This window comes from Dyella sp. 2YAF14, assembly GCF_052114725.1.
Lineage (GTDB): Bacteria > Pseudomonadota > Gammaproteobacteria > Xanthomonadales > Rhodanobacteraceae > Dyella.
In genome coordinates, this window is record NZ_JBFRFH010000001.1 from 280430 (window position 1) to 298309 (window position 17880).

Consider the following 17880-nt stretch of genomic DNA (forward strand, 5'->3'; position numbering starts at 1 on the left):
GCGAGTCACGTTGGACGCATGTGCATAGCTTCCAAAGCCCTCTTCCGCTCCATCACGCAAGCAGGCGCAGCTTGGGCTCGCGATCCCACTGTCGCGTCTTGGCAGCCTTGATGAAGGCCTTGATATCGGCTGCCTCGACCACGCCGGCGTCCCGGCCCACGTTGCCAGCCTTGAGCACCTGCTGGCCGCCCGCATCCATTGCGATGGCCTTGAGGTGAGCAAACGCATCGCGCGCGAAATCCACCGCCGATCCATTCTTGGCAAGGCGCTTACCGGCCTCTTCGGAAAGGATCAGGGCCACGGCGTCAAACACGGTCGATGGGGTACCCGCGAGTTGGGCATCGGCGTTCAATCGCTTACCGTCACTCAGGGTCGTGCCCAGCTTGGGTGCCACCAGTTTCACGGTGGCGCCGGCGTCCGTGGCTGCTTTCCGCAGTGCCTTGACCGCGGCAGCGTCGGAGCCATCATCAACGAGGATGCCGACGGCACGACCCTCCAGCGTGTCCTTCATCTTGCCGATGATCTGCAGGGCCGGCGACGGCGCCATATCGATGGGCTGGACGGCGGCGGGCGGAGCTGCAGGCAGCGAGGCCAGTCCGAGCCCATTGGCCACGCGCTGGGCCAGGTCGGGATCGACATGACGAAGATGACCAACGATAGCCTCGCGCACATGCGGCGTGCCTACCTTGGATAACTCGAAGGTGATGGCGGACGCGATATGCGCCTGCTCCGTCTTGCTCTGGCTCCGGAAGAACAGCCGAGCCTGGCTGTAGTGATCGGCGAAGCTATCGGCGCGGATACGGCCTTTGGCGCCCTCTTCTTCCGGCACAGCGGCGCTGCGAAAACCGTCAACCGTTTCACGCGGCGAATCGGCCTGCAGCGAACTCGGCTCGTAGTTCACCCGCCCTTTCGGCACCTGCATTTGCATGTGGCCATCGCGCTGCAGATTGGCGAACGGACACTTGGGCGCGTTGACGGGAATCTGGTTGAAGTTGGGCGAACCCAGCCGCGAGAGCTGCGTATCGAGATACGAAAACAGGCGCCCCTGCAGCAGCGGATCGTTGGAGAAATCGATACCGGGCGGAACGTTGGCAGGGCAGTAGGCCACCTGCTCCGTCTCCGCAAAGAAATTGTCCGGCCAACGATCCAGCACCATGCGCCCGATCATGGTGAGCGGCACCATCTCTTCGGGGATCAACTTCGTCGGGTCAAGATGGTCGAATGGGAACTTTGACGCGTCTTGTTCCGTGAACAACTGGACGGCCAGGTTCCACTCCGGGTAGTTCCCGCCCTCGATCGCTTCGAACAGATCGCGGCGATGGAAATCGTTGTCAGCCGCCTGCAGTTTCACCGCCTCGTCCCACACCGTGGACTGGATGCCCAGTTTGGGCCGCCAATGGAACTTCACGAACGTCGATGCCCCATTGGCATCCACCAGGCGGAAGCTATGCACGCCAAAGCCTTCGATCATGCGCAGGGAGCGCGGAATGGTGCGATCGCTCATCGCCCACATGATCATGTGCATGGCTTCGGGCATGAGCGACACGAAATCCCAAAAGGTGTCGTGCGCCGAACCTGCCTGTGGGAAGGCGCGATCCGGCTCCATCTTGACGGCATGAACAAGGTCCGGGAACTTGATCGCATCCTGGATGAAGAACACCGGGATGTTGTTGCCCACCAGGTCCCAGTTTCCTTCCTTGGTGTAGAACTTCACCGCAAAACCGCGTACATCACGCGGTGTGTCGACTGAGCCGGCGCCACCCGCCACCGTGGAAAAACGAGTGAACACGGGCGTCTTCACTCCTACTTCGGTGAGTATTTTTGCTCTCGTGTACTTCGCCAGCGATTTGGTGAGTTCAAAGAAACCATGAGCGGCGCTACCGCGCGCATGCACGATGCGCTCTGGAATGCGCTCATGGTCAAAATGCGTGATCTTTTCACGAAGAACGAAGTCCTCGAGCAGCGTCGGTCCCCGCGGTGTGGCGCGCAACGAGTTCTGGTTGTCCGAAACGGGAAGGCCCTGGTTCGTCGTCAGCACCGGATGATCGCCACCGGCTTGCTCGTGCAATTCATCCCCTGACCCGCGATTAGCCGCCTGCCGGTGGGAGGTTGGGGTTTTCTTGCCTGGCTTGGGCGACAATTTCTTCGATGCCATGATCTCAGCTCCGATATCCAACGATGGGTGACGGTCGAGTCCACCGAGAAAAAAAGAGTGTCCCTGTCCACGTGAAACCCATGTCGTACTCGTGTTTCCTACTCAGGGCCAGAAGAGCGCTGTGGCTGAACCTTTGTGCGCTCGGCTGCGGGGCTCAATCGGCGTCGTGGCTCGAGAAATATTCGCTTGATCTCGGGATGGTGGGTTCGGATGTGGTCCTCGATTTCGGCGATGACTTGCTCAAGCTGGGGGACCGTAAGGCGATCGCTGAACTTGATGCTGGCCGTGAGTAGCACGTCCTCCGGCGCAAAATGCATGGTCAGTACGCGGTGTACATCCTCAACGGCAGTGTTCTGGTACAGGAGTGCGCAGATCTGCTTGCGCACCGCTGCGCTGGCCGCTTCGCCCGTGAGCAGGCCCCGGCACTCGTTGGCGAGCAGCGTTGCCGTGGCAGCCAGGATCAATCCAATGACGATGGAAGCCACGGCGTCATAGATCGGCTCGCCCGTGAGCTCCGACACCCAGATGCCTGCCAGTGCGACAAACAGGCCCAGCAAGGCCGCCGTGTCTTCGAACAGTACGGTGAATACGGTCGGGTCCTTGCTGGAGCGGATGGCTCGAATCCATCCGAGCTTGCTGTTCGTGCGGCGAAATTCGCGCAAGGCGAATGTCCAGACGGCGCCTTCAAACACCACCCCTACGCCCAGTACCACGTAGTTGACCCAGACGTTCCGAATGGGCTCCGGATGGAGGATCTTCTCAATGCCCTAGTAGATAGAAACGCCCGCACCCAGGCCAAAGATCATGATGGCAACGACAAACGACCAGAAATACAGCTCCAGGCCATGCCCGAACGGGTGTGTCTCCGAGGGTGGCCTCGACGAACGGCGCATGCCCAGCAGCATCAACCACTGATTGCCCGTATCGACCAGCGAATGGACGGCCTCGCTCCACATCGCGGAGCTCCCGGTGAAGCTTGCTGCGATGACCTTGGAGATCGCAATGGCGAGATTGCCGCCCAACGCTGCCCAGACCACCGCCTTGGAGCGATGGGCCTGACTTTGCGGCTGGGACGAGGTGCCGTCCATATCGCTCCTTTACAGGGATTGGATTGCCAGCCTGGCAGCGGTGCCTAGGCTTTCCTTTTCAGTTCGCGCTCCACGTCCTCGGACATGACCCCCACTTTGGCGATGGCGTCGCAGATCTCTTGTTCGGTGACGCCGAATTCCTTTGCCCAGGCGCGAAGTTCATAATCCTCGTGAATATTGATGCGCTGCCTGTCCCTGATGCCTGTTCCGGATTTGTCATTGCTCATTGCGCACCCTCCATGTTCTTGCAACGAGCAATGACACAGCGCTTGTAAAGCGAAGCACTCACCCGTGTGAAGCGCAGGTCTTCAATCACGGCCGGGTCAGGTTGGCTGCCGCCGGGCCTGTTGCCGCGTGCACCCAAGCGAACTGACGTTGATTGCGCGGTCCGCTCGCTTTGTGTATCGCTTCCATCAAGTCCCGGCGCCCAAACGGTTTCGGCAACGCACGACGTCAGATCCGGACCCCGAGGGCAGTTCGGCGCCCCGTTCCTTTGGACGATTCAGAGCGCGATGCCGAGGCGCCGACCGGAACGCCGGCGTCTTTGCGCGGCCGCGAGCTGATCGAGGGCGTCAATCTATCGTTCGCAGGCGATGGATTTGTCGCAGCAGCCTGCCAGGTGACGACACGCGACAACTAGACGTCCGCCTTGCCCACACTCGCCCTCAACTCATCCAGATGGGCGAGGAACAGCTGGAGAATCGGCGATGGATTGGACTCGCTGTAACCCACCACCAGGTCGATGGTCGGCGCCTTGCCCGCCAACGGTCGACTGACCACCGACCAGGGCATCAGCGGTTCCACGTAGGACGGAATAAGTGCGATGCCGCGGGTAGACGCCACCAGGGACATCACCATCGCGGGGTTGTCGACCACTTGCGCAGGCGTGATCTCGATGCCGGCATCTTCGAGGTATTGGTCGATCACCGCGCGCAGCACTTTCGCCTTGCTCGCCATGGCAATGAACGGCAGGCCGACGAGATCCTTTGCACGTACGGAAGCACGCGCGGTCAACGCATGGTCGCTCGGCATCAGGGCCACCAGAGGTTCCTTCGCTACGCGCCGGTAAGTCAGCTCCAACTCCGGCTCGGCTCGCATGAAGGCCACATCCAGTCGCCCGCGGGCCACTGCTTCGCCGAGATCGGGCGAGTAATCGCTCGACACGATGACCTCGATATTGGGCAGTTCGGCGCGAAGTACACGCATGACTTCAGGCAGCCACGTCATCTCCTGACCGGTCAGAAACCCAAGGCTGAAACGTTGTTTGGCAGGTTGCGCAGCACGCCGTGCTGCCTCCACCGCGGCATCCACCTGGTGGAGTGCAAGTCGTGCGTGATCCAGGAATGCCTTGCCGGCCTCGGTGAGGGTAACGCCGCGCGCACTGCGGTTGAGCAAGGGCGTGCCGACCTGGTCTTCAAGATCCTTGATCTGGCGGCTCAGTGAAGGCTGCGAGGTAAAGAGCTTTTTCTCGGCGGCCACGGTAAGGCTGCCTGTCTCGGCGATGGCCACGAAATAGCGAAGATGGCGAAGCTCCATGGCGGCTCGACTTGGCCATGCCTGCTCGGCATGGGGAGGAGCTTACAAAGTCTTATTCAAAAGCGCCATGAAGGCCTAAATTTCGCGCCATCGGAAAACGCATCGCGCAGCGGCGATGCCTCAAAGGCCTTCCCGCCCGCACCAAACGCAGCCCGCCCCAGACACCGAAACCAACGGCACGTGTTGCCCAGGAGGATCGACCATGAACCAGCCTCAGCCATCCACCACCCGCACGATCAGAGAGCCCGGACCCGACCATCCGATCGACATCGCCCCCAATGCCCGTCGAGTCGTGGTCACCGTCGCTGGACGCGTGGTTGCCGATACTCATCGTGCCTTGACGCTCAAGGAAGCCGGCTATCCGGCCGTGCAATACATCCCGCGAGAGGACGTAGCCATGTCCTTGCTCGATCGCTCGGCTCACACCACGTACTGCCCGTACAAGGGCGAGTGCAACTACTTCAGCATCCCGTCCGGCGGCGAGCGCTCCATCAACTCGGTATGGACTTATGAAAACCCCTACCGCGCCGTTGCTTCCATCAAGGACCACGTCGCGTTCTATGCGGATCGCGTCGATGCGATCGAAGAAATCCTCTAACGCCCCACACTGGCAGGATTCAACCATGTCGACGCTTACTGGCAAGACTGCCCTGGTCACCGGGGCATCCCGCGGCATCGGTCGCGCTGCCGCACTCGCGCTCGCCAAGGAAGGCGCGCAGGTCATCGTCCACTACGGCAACGCGCAGAAGGAAGCCGATGCCGTCGTGAAGGAGATCCTCGCCGCGGGCGGCCGCGCGCAGAAGGTAGCGGCCGATCTGAGCAAGCCCGACGGCGCGCATGAATTGGCCAGGCAGGTGCGCGACATAGTCGGCCACCGCCTCGACATCCTCGTGGCCAATGCCGGCATCTCCAAAGCGGCATCGATCGAAGAGCTCACCGTGGATGAGTTCGACCAGCTGTTTGCAGTGAACGTACGCGCACCCTACTTCTTGGTGCAGCAGCTGCTGCCGATCATGTGCAAGGGCAGCAGCATCATCTTCACCTCATCGCTGGTGGCGCGTGCCGTTGCCGGCACGCTGTCTGCCTATGCGGCCACCAAGGGCGCCGTCGACACGCTGGTGAAGCACTTTGCCGCAGCGCTGGGCGAACGTGGCATTCGCGTCAACGCGGTGGCGCCGGGCGTGGTCGATACCGACATGTCCAACTTCACCAAGACCGAGGAAGGTCGCGACCGCGCACTGTCCATGCAGGCACTCAAGCGTCTCGCGACGCCGGCGGACATTGCCGACGCCATGCTGTTTCTCGCTACCGACGGTGCGCGCTGGGTGACCGGCGAGACCCTGCGCGTCGATGGTGGCTCCAGGCTCTGAGCTTTGTCATCGCCCGGACTGCGCGCAACGCAGTTCATCTACGCAACATGCAATCCCGTTCTTCTCAACCCCCCCCTCCCCCATGAAACCCGAGGAAATTCCATGTCCAAGTTAGCCAAGAAAGTAGCCCTTGTAACCGGTGGTTCGCGCGGCATTGGCGCAGGCATCGCCAAGCGCCTGGCCGCCGATGGAGCAAGCGTGGCCATCACCTACGCGAAGGACGCCAGCATGGCGACCGCCGTGGTTCAAGCCATTGAAGCCAATGGCGGCAAGGCTATGGCCATCCAGGCGGATGCCGCCGACGCCGACGCCGTGAAGAGCGCGGTGGGAAAAGCGGTTGCCGCGTTCGGCCGGCTCGATGTACTGGTGAACAATGCCGGCACGGCCATTCCCAAGCCGTTTGAAGAAACCACGCTGGAAGAATTGGATCGCGTGATCGATATCAACGTCCGCGGTGTCTTCATCACGACGCAGGCAGCGTTGAAGCACATGAATGACAACGGCCGCATCATCATGATCGGCTCGTGCGTGGGCGAACGCGTGCTGACGCCCGGACTGGTGCCGTATGCAGCGACGAAGGGCGCCGTGAAGATGTTCACCCAGGGCCTGTCCCGTGAAGTGGGCAGTCGCGGCATCACCGTCAACAACGTGCAGCCCGGCCCGATCGACACGGATCTCAATCCCGCCGCAGGCGAATGGGCGGTGCCGCAGAAGGCAGCCACGGCGCTCAATCGCTACGGCCAGGTGGATGAAGTCGCCGCGCTGGTGGCATTCATTGCTAGCCCGGAGGCCGCCTATATCACCGGCGCTAATCTGACTGTTGATGGCGGGACGAACGCGTAAGCGCACGCGCCAAGTCGTCTGTAAGCCAGCATGGGCGCGGAGCGGATCGAAAGACCCGCTCCGCGCTGCGTAATGAAACCCCGCCCAACGACGGCGTCGTGCCGCCTTTCGCAAGCCATTGTCCACGCGAAATCGACACCGCTGGAGCGATAAACGCTTACCTAGACACGGACGCGCCGCCATGGCCCTGAGCACCTGTCCTGAGTGTGGAGCAGAGGTTGGCGAAGGTGAGCTCGTCTGTCCTTCCTGCGGGGTGACCCTTTCGAAAGCGGCATCCACACCTGCGGATACCGTCACCGGAAAGAAGTCCTTGGGATCGTTCCCCCTGCTTCCGGTGCTCGTCGGCGCACTGCTCGTTGTGGGAGTCATCGCTGCAGTCTGGTCCGCAAACCACTACCGCAAAGCTGCCGATGCCGCCATGGCGCCCTCTGCAGAGAAGCGCGAGCGGAGCGACGCTGACGCGAAACGCCATGATTCAATACGCCGAGCCATGCTTGGCAGCATCATGCTTCACGATGCCCAGCTCCACACGGATGGCTACGGCGTGGATCGCGCGATGCTCATGGATGATGGCACCGTGTGTTACAGCTATCACACCCAAAATCCATCCGGCGGCACGGACGCCAAAACTGCTGTCTTATTGCCGGATAGCCAGGTGCTCAAAGCCGATGTCGGCAGCGAACAAACCTCTTGGGCGAAGTCATGTGCGCAGCAGACGGGCATGGATGTGACTGCCCGTGTCCGCTTGCAGTGACAGATATCATTCGTCGCGCGCAGATCGAAGACCGTCACGCAAGGCGACAGTCGCTTACAGCAGCCGCGAGAAATCCTTCTTGGCGCTCGATGCTTAGCTATCGAAGGTGCCAACAATCAGGCTCGATGCCTTGATGATCGCGACGACGGGCGTCCCTTCGCGCAGGGCAAGCGAATCGAGGCTCGCAATGGTGATGATGGAAACGAGGGCGTTGCCGCCATCCAGCTCGATGCCGACTTCGGCATTCACCGCGCCGCGCTTGATCGAAGCGACTTTTCCCTGCAACTGATTGCGTGCGGACAAGCGCGTCGATTTATCCGGCAGGCCGATGATGACGGAGGATGCCTTGATCAGTACAAAGGCACTCTTGCCTGCTGCAAGACCGAGGTTCTGGGTGCTCTCATGGGTCACGGTGGCAACCAGCTGCTGTCCACCCTGGATGTCCAGCTGGATCACGTCGTTGACGACGCCGGACTCCACGGCTGCCACCGTACCGGCCAATTGATTTCGTGCACTCGTCTTCATCGTGAAGCGCCTCACCAGGTCGATATCGGAAAGCGGGTTGTCCGCAATCTGGGACAAATGCTTGAGGAATTGCTGATGGACGGCTTCCATGCGCTGAAAGACGTCGATGAGCCGCCGCGCGCGCGCCGTCAGCACGGTGCCTCCGCCGCTGCGTCCACCGACGGCCCGAAGCACCAGGGGCTCGCCCGCCAGGTTGTTCATGGCGTCAACAGCCTCCCACGCGCCCTTGTAGCTCATGCCCACTTCACGGGCAGCGGCTGCGATGGAGCCTGATTCGTCGATCTTCATCAGCAACGCGATGCGTTCGCGCCCGCCGAAGTTGCGGCCATCGGCTTCCAGGCCGAGTGTCCCTTTGATGGCTAGCATGGGGCTTGCTCCTTCTTCACGCCCGACACGTGCGTCCCCGCGCCGAGGGTGCCGGGGTGCGACCGTCCTAGCGTACATCCCGTGGATGCAGGCATCGACCGGCCACGCCCCACGCACCGTCGCGCCTGCTCAGGCCCCGACCTCGACGCCCCCGATAGCTGCCTAGACAAATAATTGCGCAGCAGACGCAAAAATTTGTCGCAAGAAGCTGATGCAAGCCTGATCTTCGCTATATAGTTACCTACATAACGGTAGGGCAAGGCTACCCCGCCCTCACGTGCGCCAGTCCACCGCTGTGTCGACCAAAAGGACTCAACACCCATGCGTCGTGCACCTCTGTTTGCCGCCATGCTGGCGTGTTCGACCACGATGGCCGCCTTCGCCCAGCCCGATGATGCGCCGGCACCAGCACCACCGCCGCCCGCCGACAAGAACGACGCCGCTACGCTCGACAAGATCACCGTCACCGCCCGCCAGCGTGAAGAGGAGCTGCAGAAAGTTCCGGTTGCCGTATCCGTCGTGAGCGGTGAATGGCTCGACCGCTCGTACACGGTCAACACCCAGCAACTGAGCCTGCTCGTACCCTCGCTCTATTACAACTCCGCCAACCCACGCAACACCGCTTACACGATACGCGGGCTGGGCTCGAACACCTTGTCAGTCAGTGCGGCCAACGATGGCATCGAGCCGGGCGTGGGTTTCTATGTGGATGGCGTCTATCACGGCCGCCCGGCGACGGCCGCGTTCGACTTCACCGATATCGAACGCATCGAAGTGCTGCGCGGCCCGCAAGGCACGCTGTACGGCAAGAACACCACGGCCGGTGCGATCAACATCACCAGCCGTGAACCTACGTTCGTGCCGGAGGGCAGCGGTGAGCTTTCGGTCGGCGAGAACGGCTTCCTGCAGGCCAAGGCGAATGTCTCCGGCCCGCTCAGCGATACGGTCGCCGGTCGTTTCGCCGCGCAATTCACCGAGCGCGATGGCGTCTTGCACAACGTCAACACCGGCAAGGATGAGAACTCACTGGACAACTACGCCCTGCGCGGCCAGTTGCTGTTCAAGCCCAACGACGATCTCAACGTGCGCCTGATTGCCGATGTGTCCAATCTCGATTCGGACTGCTGCACGCAAAACTATCTGCGCGTCGGCACCAGCCTGAAGAGCGCGGCGCGGCAATTCGAAGGACTCGCCCTCAACCTGCCCGCGCATGGCTTTCCGGTGTATGTGCCGCCTAGCCGCAACGTCTACGATCGGCTCACCGATATCGACGCGCCCTTGCACATCAATACGCAGGATGGCGGCGTGTCGCTGAATGCGGATTGGAATCTTGGCGCCGTCACGCTGACCTCGATCACGGCCTGGCGCTACTGGAAATGGGATGTCGCCAACGATCGCGACTACATCGGCCTGCCGATCCAGACAGTGCAGCGCATACCGTCGCGGCAGGATCAGTACAGCCAGGAGTTTCGCGTTGCCTCCAACGGCGAGGGGCCTTTGAGCTACGTCGGCGGCCTGTATTTCTACACACAGGAAATCAATGGCAAGCCGATCAGCGTGTATGGTCCGGCCGCCACGTACTGGCTGGTGAGCACCACGAATTTCCCGCGCATGCCGGACAATCTTGCCGACGGCTATGGCCAATACGGCAACTCGCATTTCGAAATGAAGAGCTATGCCGCCTTTGGCGAGGCCAACTACCGCATCACTGACAAGCTGACCGCGACGCTGGGCCTGCGCTATACGTACGAAGACAAGAATGGCGACTATTCGACCACGGTGTCGGGCGGCCTGCCGACCACGCCGGGCAGCATCCAGGACAACGCCAAGCTCTCGCTGTTCCGGCCGCAGAGTTACTCGGCCTCCGACAGCGGCGGCAACGTTTCAGGGCGTACGAATCTGGCCTATCAGTTCACCGACTCGCTGATGAGCTACTTGAGCTATGCACGCGGTTACAAATCCGGCGGTCTCAACATGTCCGGCCTGCCACTGGACGCCTTGAACAATCCGGCGCTCGCCACGGCCGTGATCAAGGACGAAACGAACAAGACGTGGGAAGCAGGCCTGAAATCGGCGTGGTGGAACGGCCGCGCGACACTGAACCTCGCCGCTTATCACACGACTGTCGACAACTACCAAGCCAACATCACCTCCAGCGTCGAGACGGCAGCACTGCGCACGTATCCGGCGAATATCCCCGAAGTCACCGTCAAAGGCTTCGAAGCGGACTTCGCGGCACAGGTGTTCCAGGGGTTCGTGCTGCATGCATCGCTAGCCTATGCCGATGGCAAGTACTCCGATTACCCACTGGGGCCCTGTCCGCTGGAATGGCAGAACCCCAATGCCACGGGCGGCTGCCAGCCGTTCAAGGCGCCGGCCTCGCTGGCCAACAAGACGTCCAATCCCCGTGGCAACCCGAACGTGCCGGGTGCCTACGTGCTGACCGGATTGCCGTTGGCGGGCTTGTCCAAGTGGGCGGGTTCGCTGGGCTTCGACTACGTGTTGCCGTTCCGTACCGGCGCCTTCCTCTTCCATGTCGATTCGAGTGCGCGCAGCGGCTACAACAGCGATACCAGCAATTCCATCTATACGAGGATTGCCGGCTACAACGTCACCAATGCGAGCGTGGGCTACCGCTTCAACGACCATTGGGAAGCAGACGTGTTCGCGCGCAACGTGTTCGACAGCAATTACATCACGGCACTCACCATCCATACGGGCAATTCCGGCCTGATCCTGGGACAGCCCAGTGATCCGAGGATGGTGGGCGTGACGGTGCGTGCGAACTTCTAGGTTTTTTTCGCCCGGGCAGCTTTAACGCTGCGCGGACCGTTGACTCGGCCCGCGCAGCGATCGATCACGATGGCATCGGCGAAAAGAGCAAGACGATTTCCGATTGCCCGCCGCAGATCCCGTCAGACCTGCGCCTGACCGCCGTCCACGAACAGCTCGGTCGCGGTGATGTAGCTGGCTTCATCGGATGCAAGGAACGACATCGCGCTGGCGATTTCCTCGGTAGTTCCCGCGCGGCCCAGCGGCGTGATCTCGGATACCTGGGCGACGAATTGCTCGATCTGCTCGTCGTTGAGGCCAAGTTCCGACTTGTACGCCGGCGTCACCACGGTGCCGGGGGCGACGATATTGACGCGGATGCCCCGACCCTTGAGGTCCGATGCCCATGTGCGGACGAACGAACGCAAAGCGGCCTTGGTCGCCGCGTACACGCCAAAGGCGGGAGCCCCTTTGACCGCAGTGATCGACCCGGTCACCACGATCGAAGAGCCCTGCCCCATCAACGGCAGTGCCTTCTGGACAGTGAAGAGCGTTCCCTTGACGTTGATGTTGAAGTACTTGTGGAACTGCGCTTCGGTGATCGCGCCCAGTGGAGCAAACTCACCGCCGCCGGCATTGGCGAAGAGCAGATCCAGGCGGCCTTCGGCGGTCTGGATGACCTCATAGATCCGGTCGAGATCGGCGTTGTCCGACACGTCTCCCTGGATCGCCGTCGCGTGATGTCCGATCTCGGCGACTGCCGCGTCCAGCTCGGTCTGGCGACGGCCAGTGATGTAGACCTTGGCGCCCTCCAGGGCCAGACGCATGGCGGTGGCCAGCCCGATGCCTGAGCTCCCGCCAGTCACCAGGGCGATCTTCCCCGCATGACGTTCGACATTGATTTTGCTGCGATTTACGGTGTTCATGTGCTCTCCTGTGGGTCAACTCGCCCGGTGAGCTCAGTTAATGGGTGTCCAATCTGGTGAATAAATGCCGCTTCGGTGGTTTGTTTATCCACGCGTGTGGATAATCGAGCGAAGTTCTGGAGCCTCCCATGGATCATTTGCAAGCCATCCGAGTCTTTTGTCGCGTGGTCGAAACTGGCGGCTTCAATCGAGCCGCCCAATCGCTGCAGATGCCCAACGCCACCGTGAGCAAATGGGTGCGCTCGCTGGAGACCCACCTTGGCGTGGCCCTGCTTGAGCGCAACACGCGTCGGGTGCAGGTCACCAACGAAGGCACGGCTTACTACGAACGCATGCGCCAGTTGCTGGCCGAACTGGACGATGTCGAGTCGACGCTCGGCCGGACCCATGCCAATCCGCGCGGCCGCCTGAGGGTCGACACCGGAGGTTCAACCGCAAGCGGCATCCTGATACCCGCCCTGCCGGAATTTCGCGAGCGCTATCCCGACATCCATCTCGATATCGGCGTGACGGATCGCGTGGTGGATGTCATCGGCGAAAATGTCGACTGCGCCATCCGAAGCACGGCCAATGACGGTTCGCTGATCGCCCGTCGCATTGCCAAACTCCGTTGGACCACCTGCGCCAGCCCCGCCTATATCGAACGCTACGGCGTGCCTGGCCATCCTCGCCAGATCCTCACCGGCAGCTATCCCGTCGCCGGCTATTTCTCCGCGCGAAGTGGCCTGGTCCAGCCACTGCACTTCCAAGACCAGGACGGTGCGTTCCAGATCGAGCCGGTCACCAGCGTGACCGTTAACGAAAGCAATGCGCATCTGGCCACGGCACTTGCTGGTCTTGGCCTGATCCACACGCTTGATTTCATGGTGCGACCCTCGATCGCGCGTGGGGAGCTTGTTCCCATGCTGGAGCCATGGCGCCCCGATCCTTTGGACGTCTATATCGTTTACGCCCCGAGTCGGCAATTGAATGCCAAGGTCCGGGTCTTTGTCAGCTGGATTACCGAGGTCTATGCGCGGTATCAGGATGCTTAGCAGCGCAGCTTGCTTGTTGCAGACCAGCCGTCGATGATGGCGAATCAGTCGTCGGCATGCACGGTGGAGGCTCCATGAACAAGATCGACGCACCTGTCTTATTTCTCGCTCTTTCCCTGAGCCTCGCCGGGACCATCCAGCCCGTGCATGCGGAGGATGCCACCAAGAATGCGGCCGCCATCGCCGACGCCATGCCGGCTGGCTACCGGGATTGGAAGCTGGTCTCCGTGGCCCACGAGGAAGGGAGTCTCAACGATATACGGGCCATCCTTGGCAACGATATCGCGATCGAGGCCTATCGAACGGGCAAGCTGCCCTTCCCTGACGGCGCCATCATTGCGCGAATCGCCTGGCAATACGTTCCGTCGGAAGAGAACAACAAGGCGTTCGGCCGTGCCCAGTCTTTCGTCGCGGGCCAGCCGACGAATGTTCAGTTCATGATCAAGGATTCCAAAGCCTATGCGTCATCGGGCGGCTGGGGATTCGTGCAGTTCAACGATGGGAAACCGGCCCACATGGATGCGCACGCCTGCTATGCGTGCCATGTGCCGGTCGAGAAACGTGACTTTGTGTTTACGCGCTATTCGCCCTGAGCATTCAGGCGGAAGCCTGCTGTCATCAGGGCTCGAACTCAGTGGCAACACGCGATGCCAACCTGCTTGCAGTCGTCAGCCGCTGGCCGCCTAGCAGACGTGGGTGCGCATGAAGATCAGGAACTGCACGATGCGAATCGAAGCGAACAGGTAACCCAGGCCCAGGGCGATCTGCAGCACCACATGCCAACGCAAGCGAGCCAGCTTGCGCAGTCCGTCGAGAAAGTTGAGCGCAACGAGCGCACAACCGAGCCCCGCAACGACATAGCCAGCGATCAGCGGATACGGGACACCAATCAAGTCAGTCAGGTCCTGGGTGCGGGCCGTGCCGAGTCCCGCTGCCACGATAAGCGTGGCGACCACCGCATTTCTGGCATGGTCGAAGATGGCTCTCAAGCCGCCTCGATCAAACAGCCCGGCGATGAGAGAGTCAGAAGTCGTACGCATGAATGCCACTCGTTAGCGTCGGCCGAAAGAACGACCACAGCGCCACTCCGGTTCGGCCCAAGGGCGGGATTGAGAGCAATGCAGCCAGCGTGGCCGATATCCGCCAGCTTGCGCGCTCAGTCAGCCAGCTTGCGATACAGGCGGACGATCAGCTCTTCGGCGACCAGCATCACCACGACCACAACGATAAGCGCGACGATGCCGTGGAATGCACCGTAGAACCGCACGTCCTCGCCAAAGAGCTGGACGATCGCCTCCAGTATCACGAACTTCGATCCGAACAGGATCAGCCACGCACAGAAGAACCGGAGGAACTTCATCCACCCACCGGGCTTCTTCTTGAAGTAGCCGCCGACTTTATGTTCGAGGGCTACCGTCAGTTTCAGCAGCACCTGCAACACGATCGCGCAAAGCAAGGACGTCGTGAAGGTATCGACGTAGACATTCTTCCAGTACTCGGCAAAAAGGTTGAGCACCACCAGGTCCATCAGGATCCCGGTGTAGTAGCGCACGAACAGACGCTGCCTGTTCGACGGTGCTTCACCTGTGACCGGCAGGAGCGCTTCGCTCGTCATGGCTATTCCCCAACGGTGTCAGTTCAAGGCGCATGGCAGCCCATCTGCGGATACGACAACCTCCCGCGCCGTTACCCCAAGATAGCGCAGAGTTTGTCGATGCGGTGGTTAGCTGATTCGCCCGAGGCGAGTGGATGCGCATGCCTAATCGATGCATGTTGGAGAACGCGAAAAAGATATACGTAGTGATTTTAGGTAGATCTACTGAACGCCGCGTCATCAAGACGGGATAGCTCAGATTACCCATGCGCATTTTTGATGGGAGCGCGATCGATAGCGCGCAAATTCACGAGGATGCTACGTCACGCGTCTCATGATTTGGTAGGGATCTTCCATGCGATCGGGGTGTCGCGTGAATCATCTGACCACGACCGGCTGTGCGCATCAGCGCATGGTCAACGGGTAGTGATTCAACGAAGGGGGATATATGAAGTATCCACTCATCGCCTTTGCGCTGTTGTCCTGCGTGCTTGCCGATGCGCTAGGTCCCGCCTTGGCCGACGACCATCCGATGCTCGATTACATCGCCGTCGATGCCGGCATTTTTTCCAATGACCTGTCTGCGACGATGCGTGTCGACGGTGACATCAAGCGTTCCGGTACCTCGCTCGATTTTTCTCGCGACCTTGGCCAGGGCGGAACCAAGAGCCTGCCTTTCATCTCGGCGAGCTGGCGCCCGTGGGAGCGCCATGAATTTGAACTGACTTACTTCCATGACGACAGCGACCATTCGCGCACGGTCAACCGGACGCTGGTGTTCAACAACCAGACCATTGCGGTCGGTAGCACCCTGAGTTCCAAGTTCACGCTGGATGCGGGCGGGTTGACGTACCGGTATTGGATCTGGATCGGCGACAAGGGCGCCTTTGCTCTCGCCGGCGGCTTGCAGAATTACAGTTTCGACCTGCGTCTGAAGGGCACGGTCAACGCGGCCGGTGCAAGCGGCAGCGCCTCGGCGACGCGCACGGTCTCGGCCAGCGCATCCACCGACTTGCCTGATCCGTCCGTTGGCGTGTCCTATCGTTACCAGTTGGAAGATTGGGCCCGCTTTGTCGCTGATGCCGGCGCCTTCAAGGCCAATATCGGCGACATCGACGCCAAGCTTTACAACGCGCGCCTGGGCGTGGAGTTCTATCCATGGCCAAACTTCGGCGTCGTGACCCAGTACGCCTATAACAAGATCAACGCCGACATCGACAAGAGCAGCTTCAAGGGGCACACGAGCTTCAAGTTCAATGGATTCCAGCTGCTGCTCAAGGTCCGCTTCTAGTGGCAGATCCCACAGCATGTTCGTTTCCGATCGCCCGGGCGAACGTGCGACCTGGCCACCCGTGGTCTTGAGCCAACGCGAGAGGGGGAAGCGTGAGTCGCAAGCCGCGAATCGACCAGCTCCCCTTAGCCATCGCGATGATCGTCGTCGCGATGGCATGCGTGGGTTCGGGCTGCACACTCGGCCCCGACTATGCACGGCCGACGGTCGATGCGCCGCAGGGCTATCGCTTTGCCGATGCCGCCAAAGGCTACGCCATACCCACGGCGACCCTGGCTGATGTACCCGCCTGGTGGCGCAGTTTTGGCGACACTGAGCTCGATGCGTTGGTGGATGAAGGATTGGCGGCCAACCACGATCTGCGTATTGCGACGGCTCGCGTCGATGAATTCGCCGCGCTGGTGATCAGCTCTCGGGCGCAAGGTCTGCCGCAAATCGGCTATGGCGCCAATGCCAGCCGCCAACGCGTGAGCCAGAGCACGACGCCGCTGCCGGCGGGCGCCAATCCCGAAATCACCAGCTATTCCGCCCTGCTGTCGGCGAGCTGGGAGCTCGACCTTTGGGGGCGTATTCGTCGTGAGAACGAAGCGGCGCGAGCCAACCTGTTCGCGACTGAGGAAGCGCGCCTGGGCGTCGCCCTGACCCTGGTGTCCAGCATCGTCTCCGGCTATATCACGCTGCTCGATCTGGATCGCCAGCTGGAGATTTCCCAAGCCACGCTGGATGGCCGCAAGCGCACCGTCGAAGTGTTTCAGCTGCGCCTGGATGGCGGCGCGGTATCGGAGTTCGAGATGATGCAGGTCACGGCGGAGTATGAAACCGCCGCGTCCGCGATCCCGGTGCTGCAGCAGGCCATTGCGCAGCAGGAGCATGCCTTGTCGGTGCTGATCGGTCGCAACCCGGGACCAATCAAGCGCGGACACACCCTGCAGCAATTGAGCGTGCCGCGCGTACCTGCCGGCTTGCCTTCGGAGCTGATCACGCGACGTCCCGATATCCTGCAGGCAGAGCAACAGCTGGTGGCGGCCAATGCCCTGATAGGTGCAGCACGCGCGCTGTACTTCCCCACCCTCTCGCTGACTGCTGCCGGCGGCGGTGCAAGCCCGGAACTCAATGGGCTGTTCTCCGGACGTTCCCGCACATGGTCGTATGCGGGCCAACTGCTCGGCCCCATTTTTTCAGGTGGCGCCATCGATGCCGCCAACCGTCAGGCCGAAGCGCGCCGCGACCAGGCGCTGGAGGCCTATCAGAAGACCATCCAGAGCGCCTTTCGCGATGTCGACGATGCGCTCGCGGCCATCCAGGCCAAGCGCGTCCTGGTCGCCTCGCTGGAACGGCAGGTGGCGGCGCTGACGCGTGCCGTCGAGCTCACGCGGGAACGCTACGACAACGGCTATACCGACTATCTCGAAGTGCTCGATACCGAACGCAGTCTGTTCTCCGCGCAACTGTCGTTGAGTTCGGCGCGCGGCGACGGCTATCGCTCGCTGGTGGATTTGTACCGTGCGCTGGGCGGCGACTGGATCGCCCAGGTGGCGCCGCTGCCGGTAGCCACCAAGGCGAACAGCCAAGACCATGCCACCGACGCATCGCGCCGTCCCGGCGCCCGGCCCGCTTTACCGTGAG

Annotated in this window: 16 protein-coding genes and 1 pseudogene; 9 read left to right on the forward strand and 8 right to left on the reverse strand. The window is 61.5% G+C overall.

Translation table 11 applies throughout. From position 1 onward, the window contains the following. Nucleotides 1-52 precede the first annotated feature (52 nt). The 4 genes and pseudogenes from AB4Y82_RS01330 to AB4Y82_RS01345 form a co-directional block, all read right to left on the reverse strand. Nucleotides 53-2140: a catalase gene (locus tag AB4Y82_RS01330; protein WP_441604650.1), complete on the reverse strand. Its 2088-nt coding sequence runs from the start codon at nucleotides 2138-2140 to the stop codon at nucleotides 53-55. Nucleotides 2141-2253: 113 nt separating this feature from the next. Beyond that, nucleotides 2254-3243: pseudogene (locus AB4Y82_RS01335) on the reverse strand (cation diffusion facilitator family transporter). A 44-nt stretch (nucleotides 3244-3287) separates the two neighbouring features. Continuing rightward, on the reverse strand, nucleotides 3288-3470 hold the full coding sequence (locus AB4Y82_RS01340) for a DUF3606 domain-containing protein (protein ID WP_441604613.1): 183 nt from the start codon (nucleotides 3468-3470) through the stop codon (nucleotides 3288-3290). Nucleotides 3471-3879: 409 nt separating this feature from the next. Continuing rightward, on the reverse strand, nucleotides 3880-4779 hold the full coding sequence (locus AB4Y82_RS01345; RefSeq protein ID WP_441604612.1) for a LysR substrate-binding domain-containing protein: 900 nt from the start codon (nucleotides 4777-4779) through the stop codon (nucleotides 3880-3882). 202 nt (nucleotides 4780-4981) lie between these two features. Here AB4Y82_RS01345 and AB4Y82_RS01350 point away from each other — a divergent pair, with 202 nt between their 5' ends. From AB4Y82_RS01350 to AB4Y82_RS01365, 4 genes are all read left to right on the forward strand, one after another. Continuing rightward, nucleotides 4982-5377 carry a DUF427 domain-containing protein gene (locus AB4Y82_RS01350; RefSeq protein WP_441604611.1) on the forward strand — a complete coding sequence of 132 codons (396 nt, stop codon included), beginning with the start codon at nucleotides 4982-4984 and terminating at the stop codon, nucleotides 5375-5377. 25 nt (nucleotides 5378-5402) lie between these two features. Continuing rightward, nucleotides 5403-6149: an SDR family NAD(P)-dependent oxidoreductase gene (locus AB4Y82_RS01355; protein ID WP_441604610.1), complete on the forward strand. Its 747-nt coding sequence runs from the start codon at nucleotides 5403-5405 to the stop codon at nucleotides 6147-6149. Between the two features lie 102 nt (nucleotides 6150-6251). Further along, nucleotides 6252-6992 carry an SDR family NAD(P)-dependent oxidoreductase gene (locus AB4Y82_RS01360; RefSeq protein WP_441604609.1) on the forward strand — a complete coding sequence of 247 codons (741 nt, stop codon included), beginning with the start codon at nucleotides 6252-6254 and terminating at the stop codon, nucleotides 6990-6992. Between the two features lie 181 nt (nucleotides 6993-7173). After that, a complete protein-coding gene (locus AB4Y82_RS01365; protein ID WP_441604608.1) occupies nucleotides 7174-7746 on the forward strand; it encodes a hypothetical protein in 573 nt (190 codons plus the stop codon). Between the two features lie 93 nt (nucleotides 7747-7839). Here the strand turns inward: AB4Y82_RS01365 and AB4Y82_RS01370 are convergent, their stop codons facing one another. Then, nucleotides 7840-8637 carry a TOBE domain-containing protein gene (locus AB4Y82_RS01370; protein ID WP_441604607.1) on the reverse strand — a complete coding sequence of 266 codons (798 nt, stop codon included), beginning with the start codon at nucleotides 8635-8637 and terminating at the stop codon, nucleotides 7840-7842. A gap of 321 nt (nucleotides 8638-8958) precedes the next feature. On the opposite strand from AB4Y82_RS01370, the gene AB4Y82_RS01375 reads away from it, so the two are divergent. Next, nucleotides 8959-11430, forward strand: coding sequence for a TonB-dependent receptor (locus tag AB4Y82_RS01375; protein ID WP_441611082.1), 2472 nt, complete (start codon nucleotides 8959-8961; stop codon nucleotides 11428-11430). Between the two features lie 122 nt (nucleotides 11431-11552). On the opposite strand, the gene AB4Y82_RS01380 is transcribed toward AB4Y82_RS01375, so the two are convergent. Further along, nucleotides 11553-12335 carry an SDR family oxidoreductase gene (locus AB4Y82_RS01380; protein ID WP_441604605.1) on the reverse strand — a complete coding sequence of 261 codons (783 nt, stop codon included), beginning with the start codon at nucleotides 12333-12335 and terminating at the stop codon, nucleotides 11553-11555. 128 nt (nucleotides 12336-12463) lie between these two features. On the opposite strand from AB4Y82_RS01380, the gene AB4Y82_RS01385 reads away from it, so the two are divergent. Together AB4Y82_RS01385 and AB4Y82_RS01390 are read left to right on the forward strand one after the other, a co-directional pair. Continuing rightward, nucleotides 12464-13369: a LysR substrate-binding domain-containing protein gene (locus tag AB4Y82_RS01385; protein ID WP_441604604.1), complete on the forward strand. Its 906-nt coding sequence runs from the start codon at nucleotides 12464-12466 to the stop codon at nucleotides 13367-13369. Nucleotides 13370-13443: 74 nt separating this feature from the next. Then, nucleotides 13444-13962 carry a cytochrome P460 family protein gene (locus AB4Y82_RS01390; RefSeq protein ID WP_441604603.1) on the forward strand — a complete coding sequence of 173 codons (519 nt, stop codon included), beginning with the start codon at nucleotides 13444-13446 and terminating at the stop codon, nucleotides 13960-13962. Nucleotides 13963-14052: 90 nt separating this feature from the next. Here the strand turns inward: AB4Y82_RS01390 and AB4Y82_RS01395 are convergent, their stop codons facing one another. Further along, nucleotides 14053-14409, reverse strand: a complete 357-nt coding sequence (locus tag AB4Y82_RS01395) for a hypothetical protein (protein ID WP_441604602.1) — start codon at nucleotides 14407-14409, stop codon at nucleotides 14053-14055. A gap of 116 nt (nucleotides 14410-14525) precedes the next feature. Continuing rightward, entirely contained in the window at nucleotides 14526-14984 is a 459-nt protein-coding gene (locus AB4Y82_RS01400; protein WP_441604601.1) for a hypothetical protein, read from the reverse strand. Nucleotides 14985-15411: 427 nt separating this feature from the next. On the opposite strand from AB4Y82_RS01400, the gene AB4Y82_RS01405 reads away from it, so the two are divergent. After that, complete coding sequence (locus tag AB4Y82_RS01405) at nucleotides 15412-16254, forward strand: hypothetical protein (protein WP_441604600.1); 843 nt, start codon at nucleotides 15412-15414, stop codon at nucleotides 16252-16254. A gap of 92 nt (nucleotides 16255-16346) precedes the next feature. Then, complete coding sequence (locus AB4Y82_RS01410; RefSeq protein WP_441604599.1) at nucleotides 16347-17879, forward strand: efflux transporter outer membrane subunit; 1533 nt, start codon at nucleotides 16347-16349, stop codon at nucleotides 17877-17879. Nucleotide 17880: the final 1 nt, after the last annotated feature.

Bases quoted from the DNA above. Each gene is read 5' to 3' on its own strand.
- AB4Y82_RS01385 (WP_441604604.1), top strand. From the start codon at position 12,464: ATGGATCATTTGCAAGCCATCCGAGTCTTTTGTCGCGTGGTCGAAACT.
- AB4Y82_RS01380 (WP_441604605.1), bottom strand. From the start codon at position 12,335: ATGAACACCGTAAATCGCAGCAAAATCAATGTCGAACGTCATGCGGGG.
- AB4Y82_RS01390 (WP_441604603.1), top strand. From the start codon at position 13,444: ATGAACAAGATCGACGCACCTGTCTTATTTCTCGCTCTTTCCCTGAGC.
- AB4Y82_RS01400 (WP_441604601.1), bottom strand. From the start codon at position 14,984: ATGACGAGCGAAGCGCTCCTGCCGGTCACAGGTGAAGCACCGTCGAAC.
- AB4Y82_RS01355 (WP_441604610.1), top strand. From the start codon at position 5,403: ATGTCGACGCTTACTGGCAAGACTGCCCTGGTCACCGGGGCATCCCGC.
- AB4Y82_RS01370 (WP_441604607.1), bottom strand. From the start codon at position 8,637: ATGCTAGCCATCAAAGGGACACTCGGCCTGGAAGCCGATGGCCGCAAC.
- AB4Y82_RS01375 (WP_441611082.1), top strand. From the start codon at position 8,959: ATGCGTCGTGCACCTCTGTTTGCCGCCATGCTGGCGTGTTCGACCACG.
- AB4Y82_RS01350 (WP_441604611.1), top strand. From the start codon at position 4,982: ATGAACCAGCCTCAGCCATCCACCACCCGCACGATCAGAGAGCCCGGA.
- AB4Y82_RS01395 (WP_441604602.1), bottom strand. From the start codon at position 14,409: ATGCGTACGACTTCTGACTCTCTCATCGCCGGGCTGTTTGATCGAGGC.
- AB4Y82_RS01360 (WP_441604609.1), top strand. From the start codon at position 6,252: ATGTCCAAGTTAGCCAAGAAAGTAGCCCTTGTAACCGGTGGTTCGCGC.
- AB4Y82_RS01405 (WP_441604600.1), top strand. From the start codon at position 15,412: ATGAAGTATCCACTCATCGCCTTTGCGCTGTTGTCCTGCGTGCTTGCC.
- AB4Y82_RS01345 (WP_441604612.1), bottom strand. From the start codon at position 4,779: ATGGAGCTTCGCCATCTTCGCTATTTCGTGGCCATCGCCGAGACAGGC.
- AB4Y82_RS01340 (WP_441604613.1), bottom strand. From the start codon at position 3,470: ATGAGCAATGACAAATCCGGAACAGGCATCAGGGACAGGCAGCGCATC.
- AB4Y82_RS01365 (WP_441604608.1), top strand. From the start codon at position 7,174: ATGGCCCTGAGCACCTGTCCTGAGTGTGGAGCAGAGGTTGGCGAAGGT.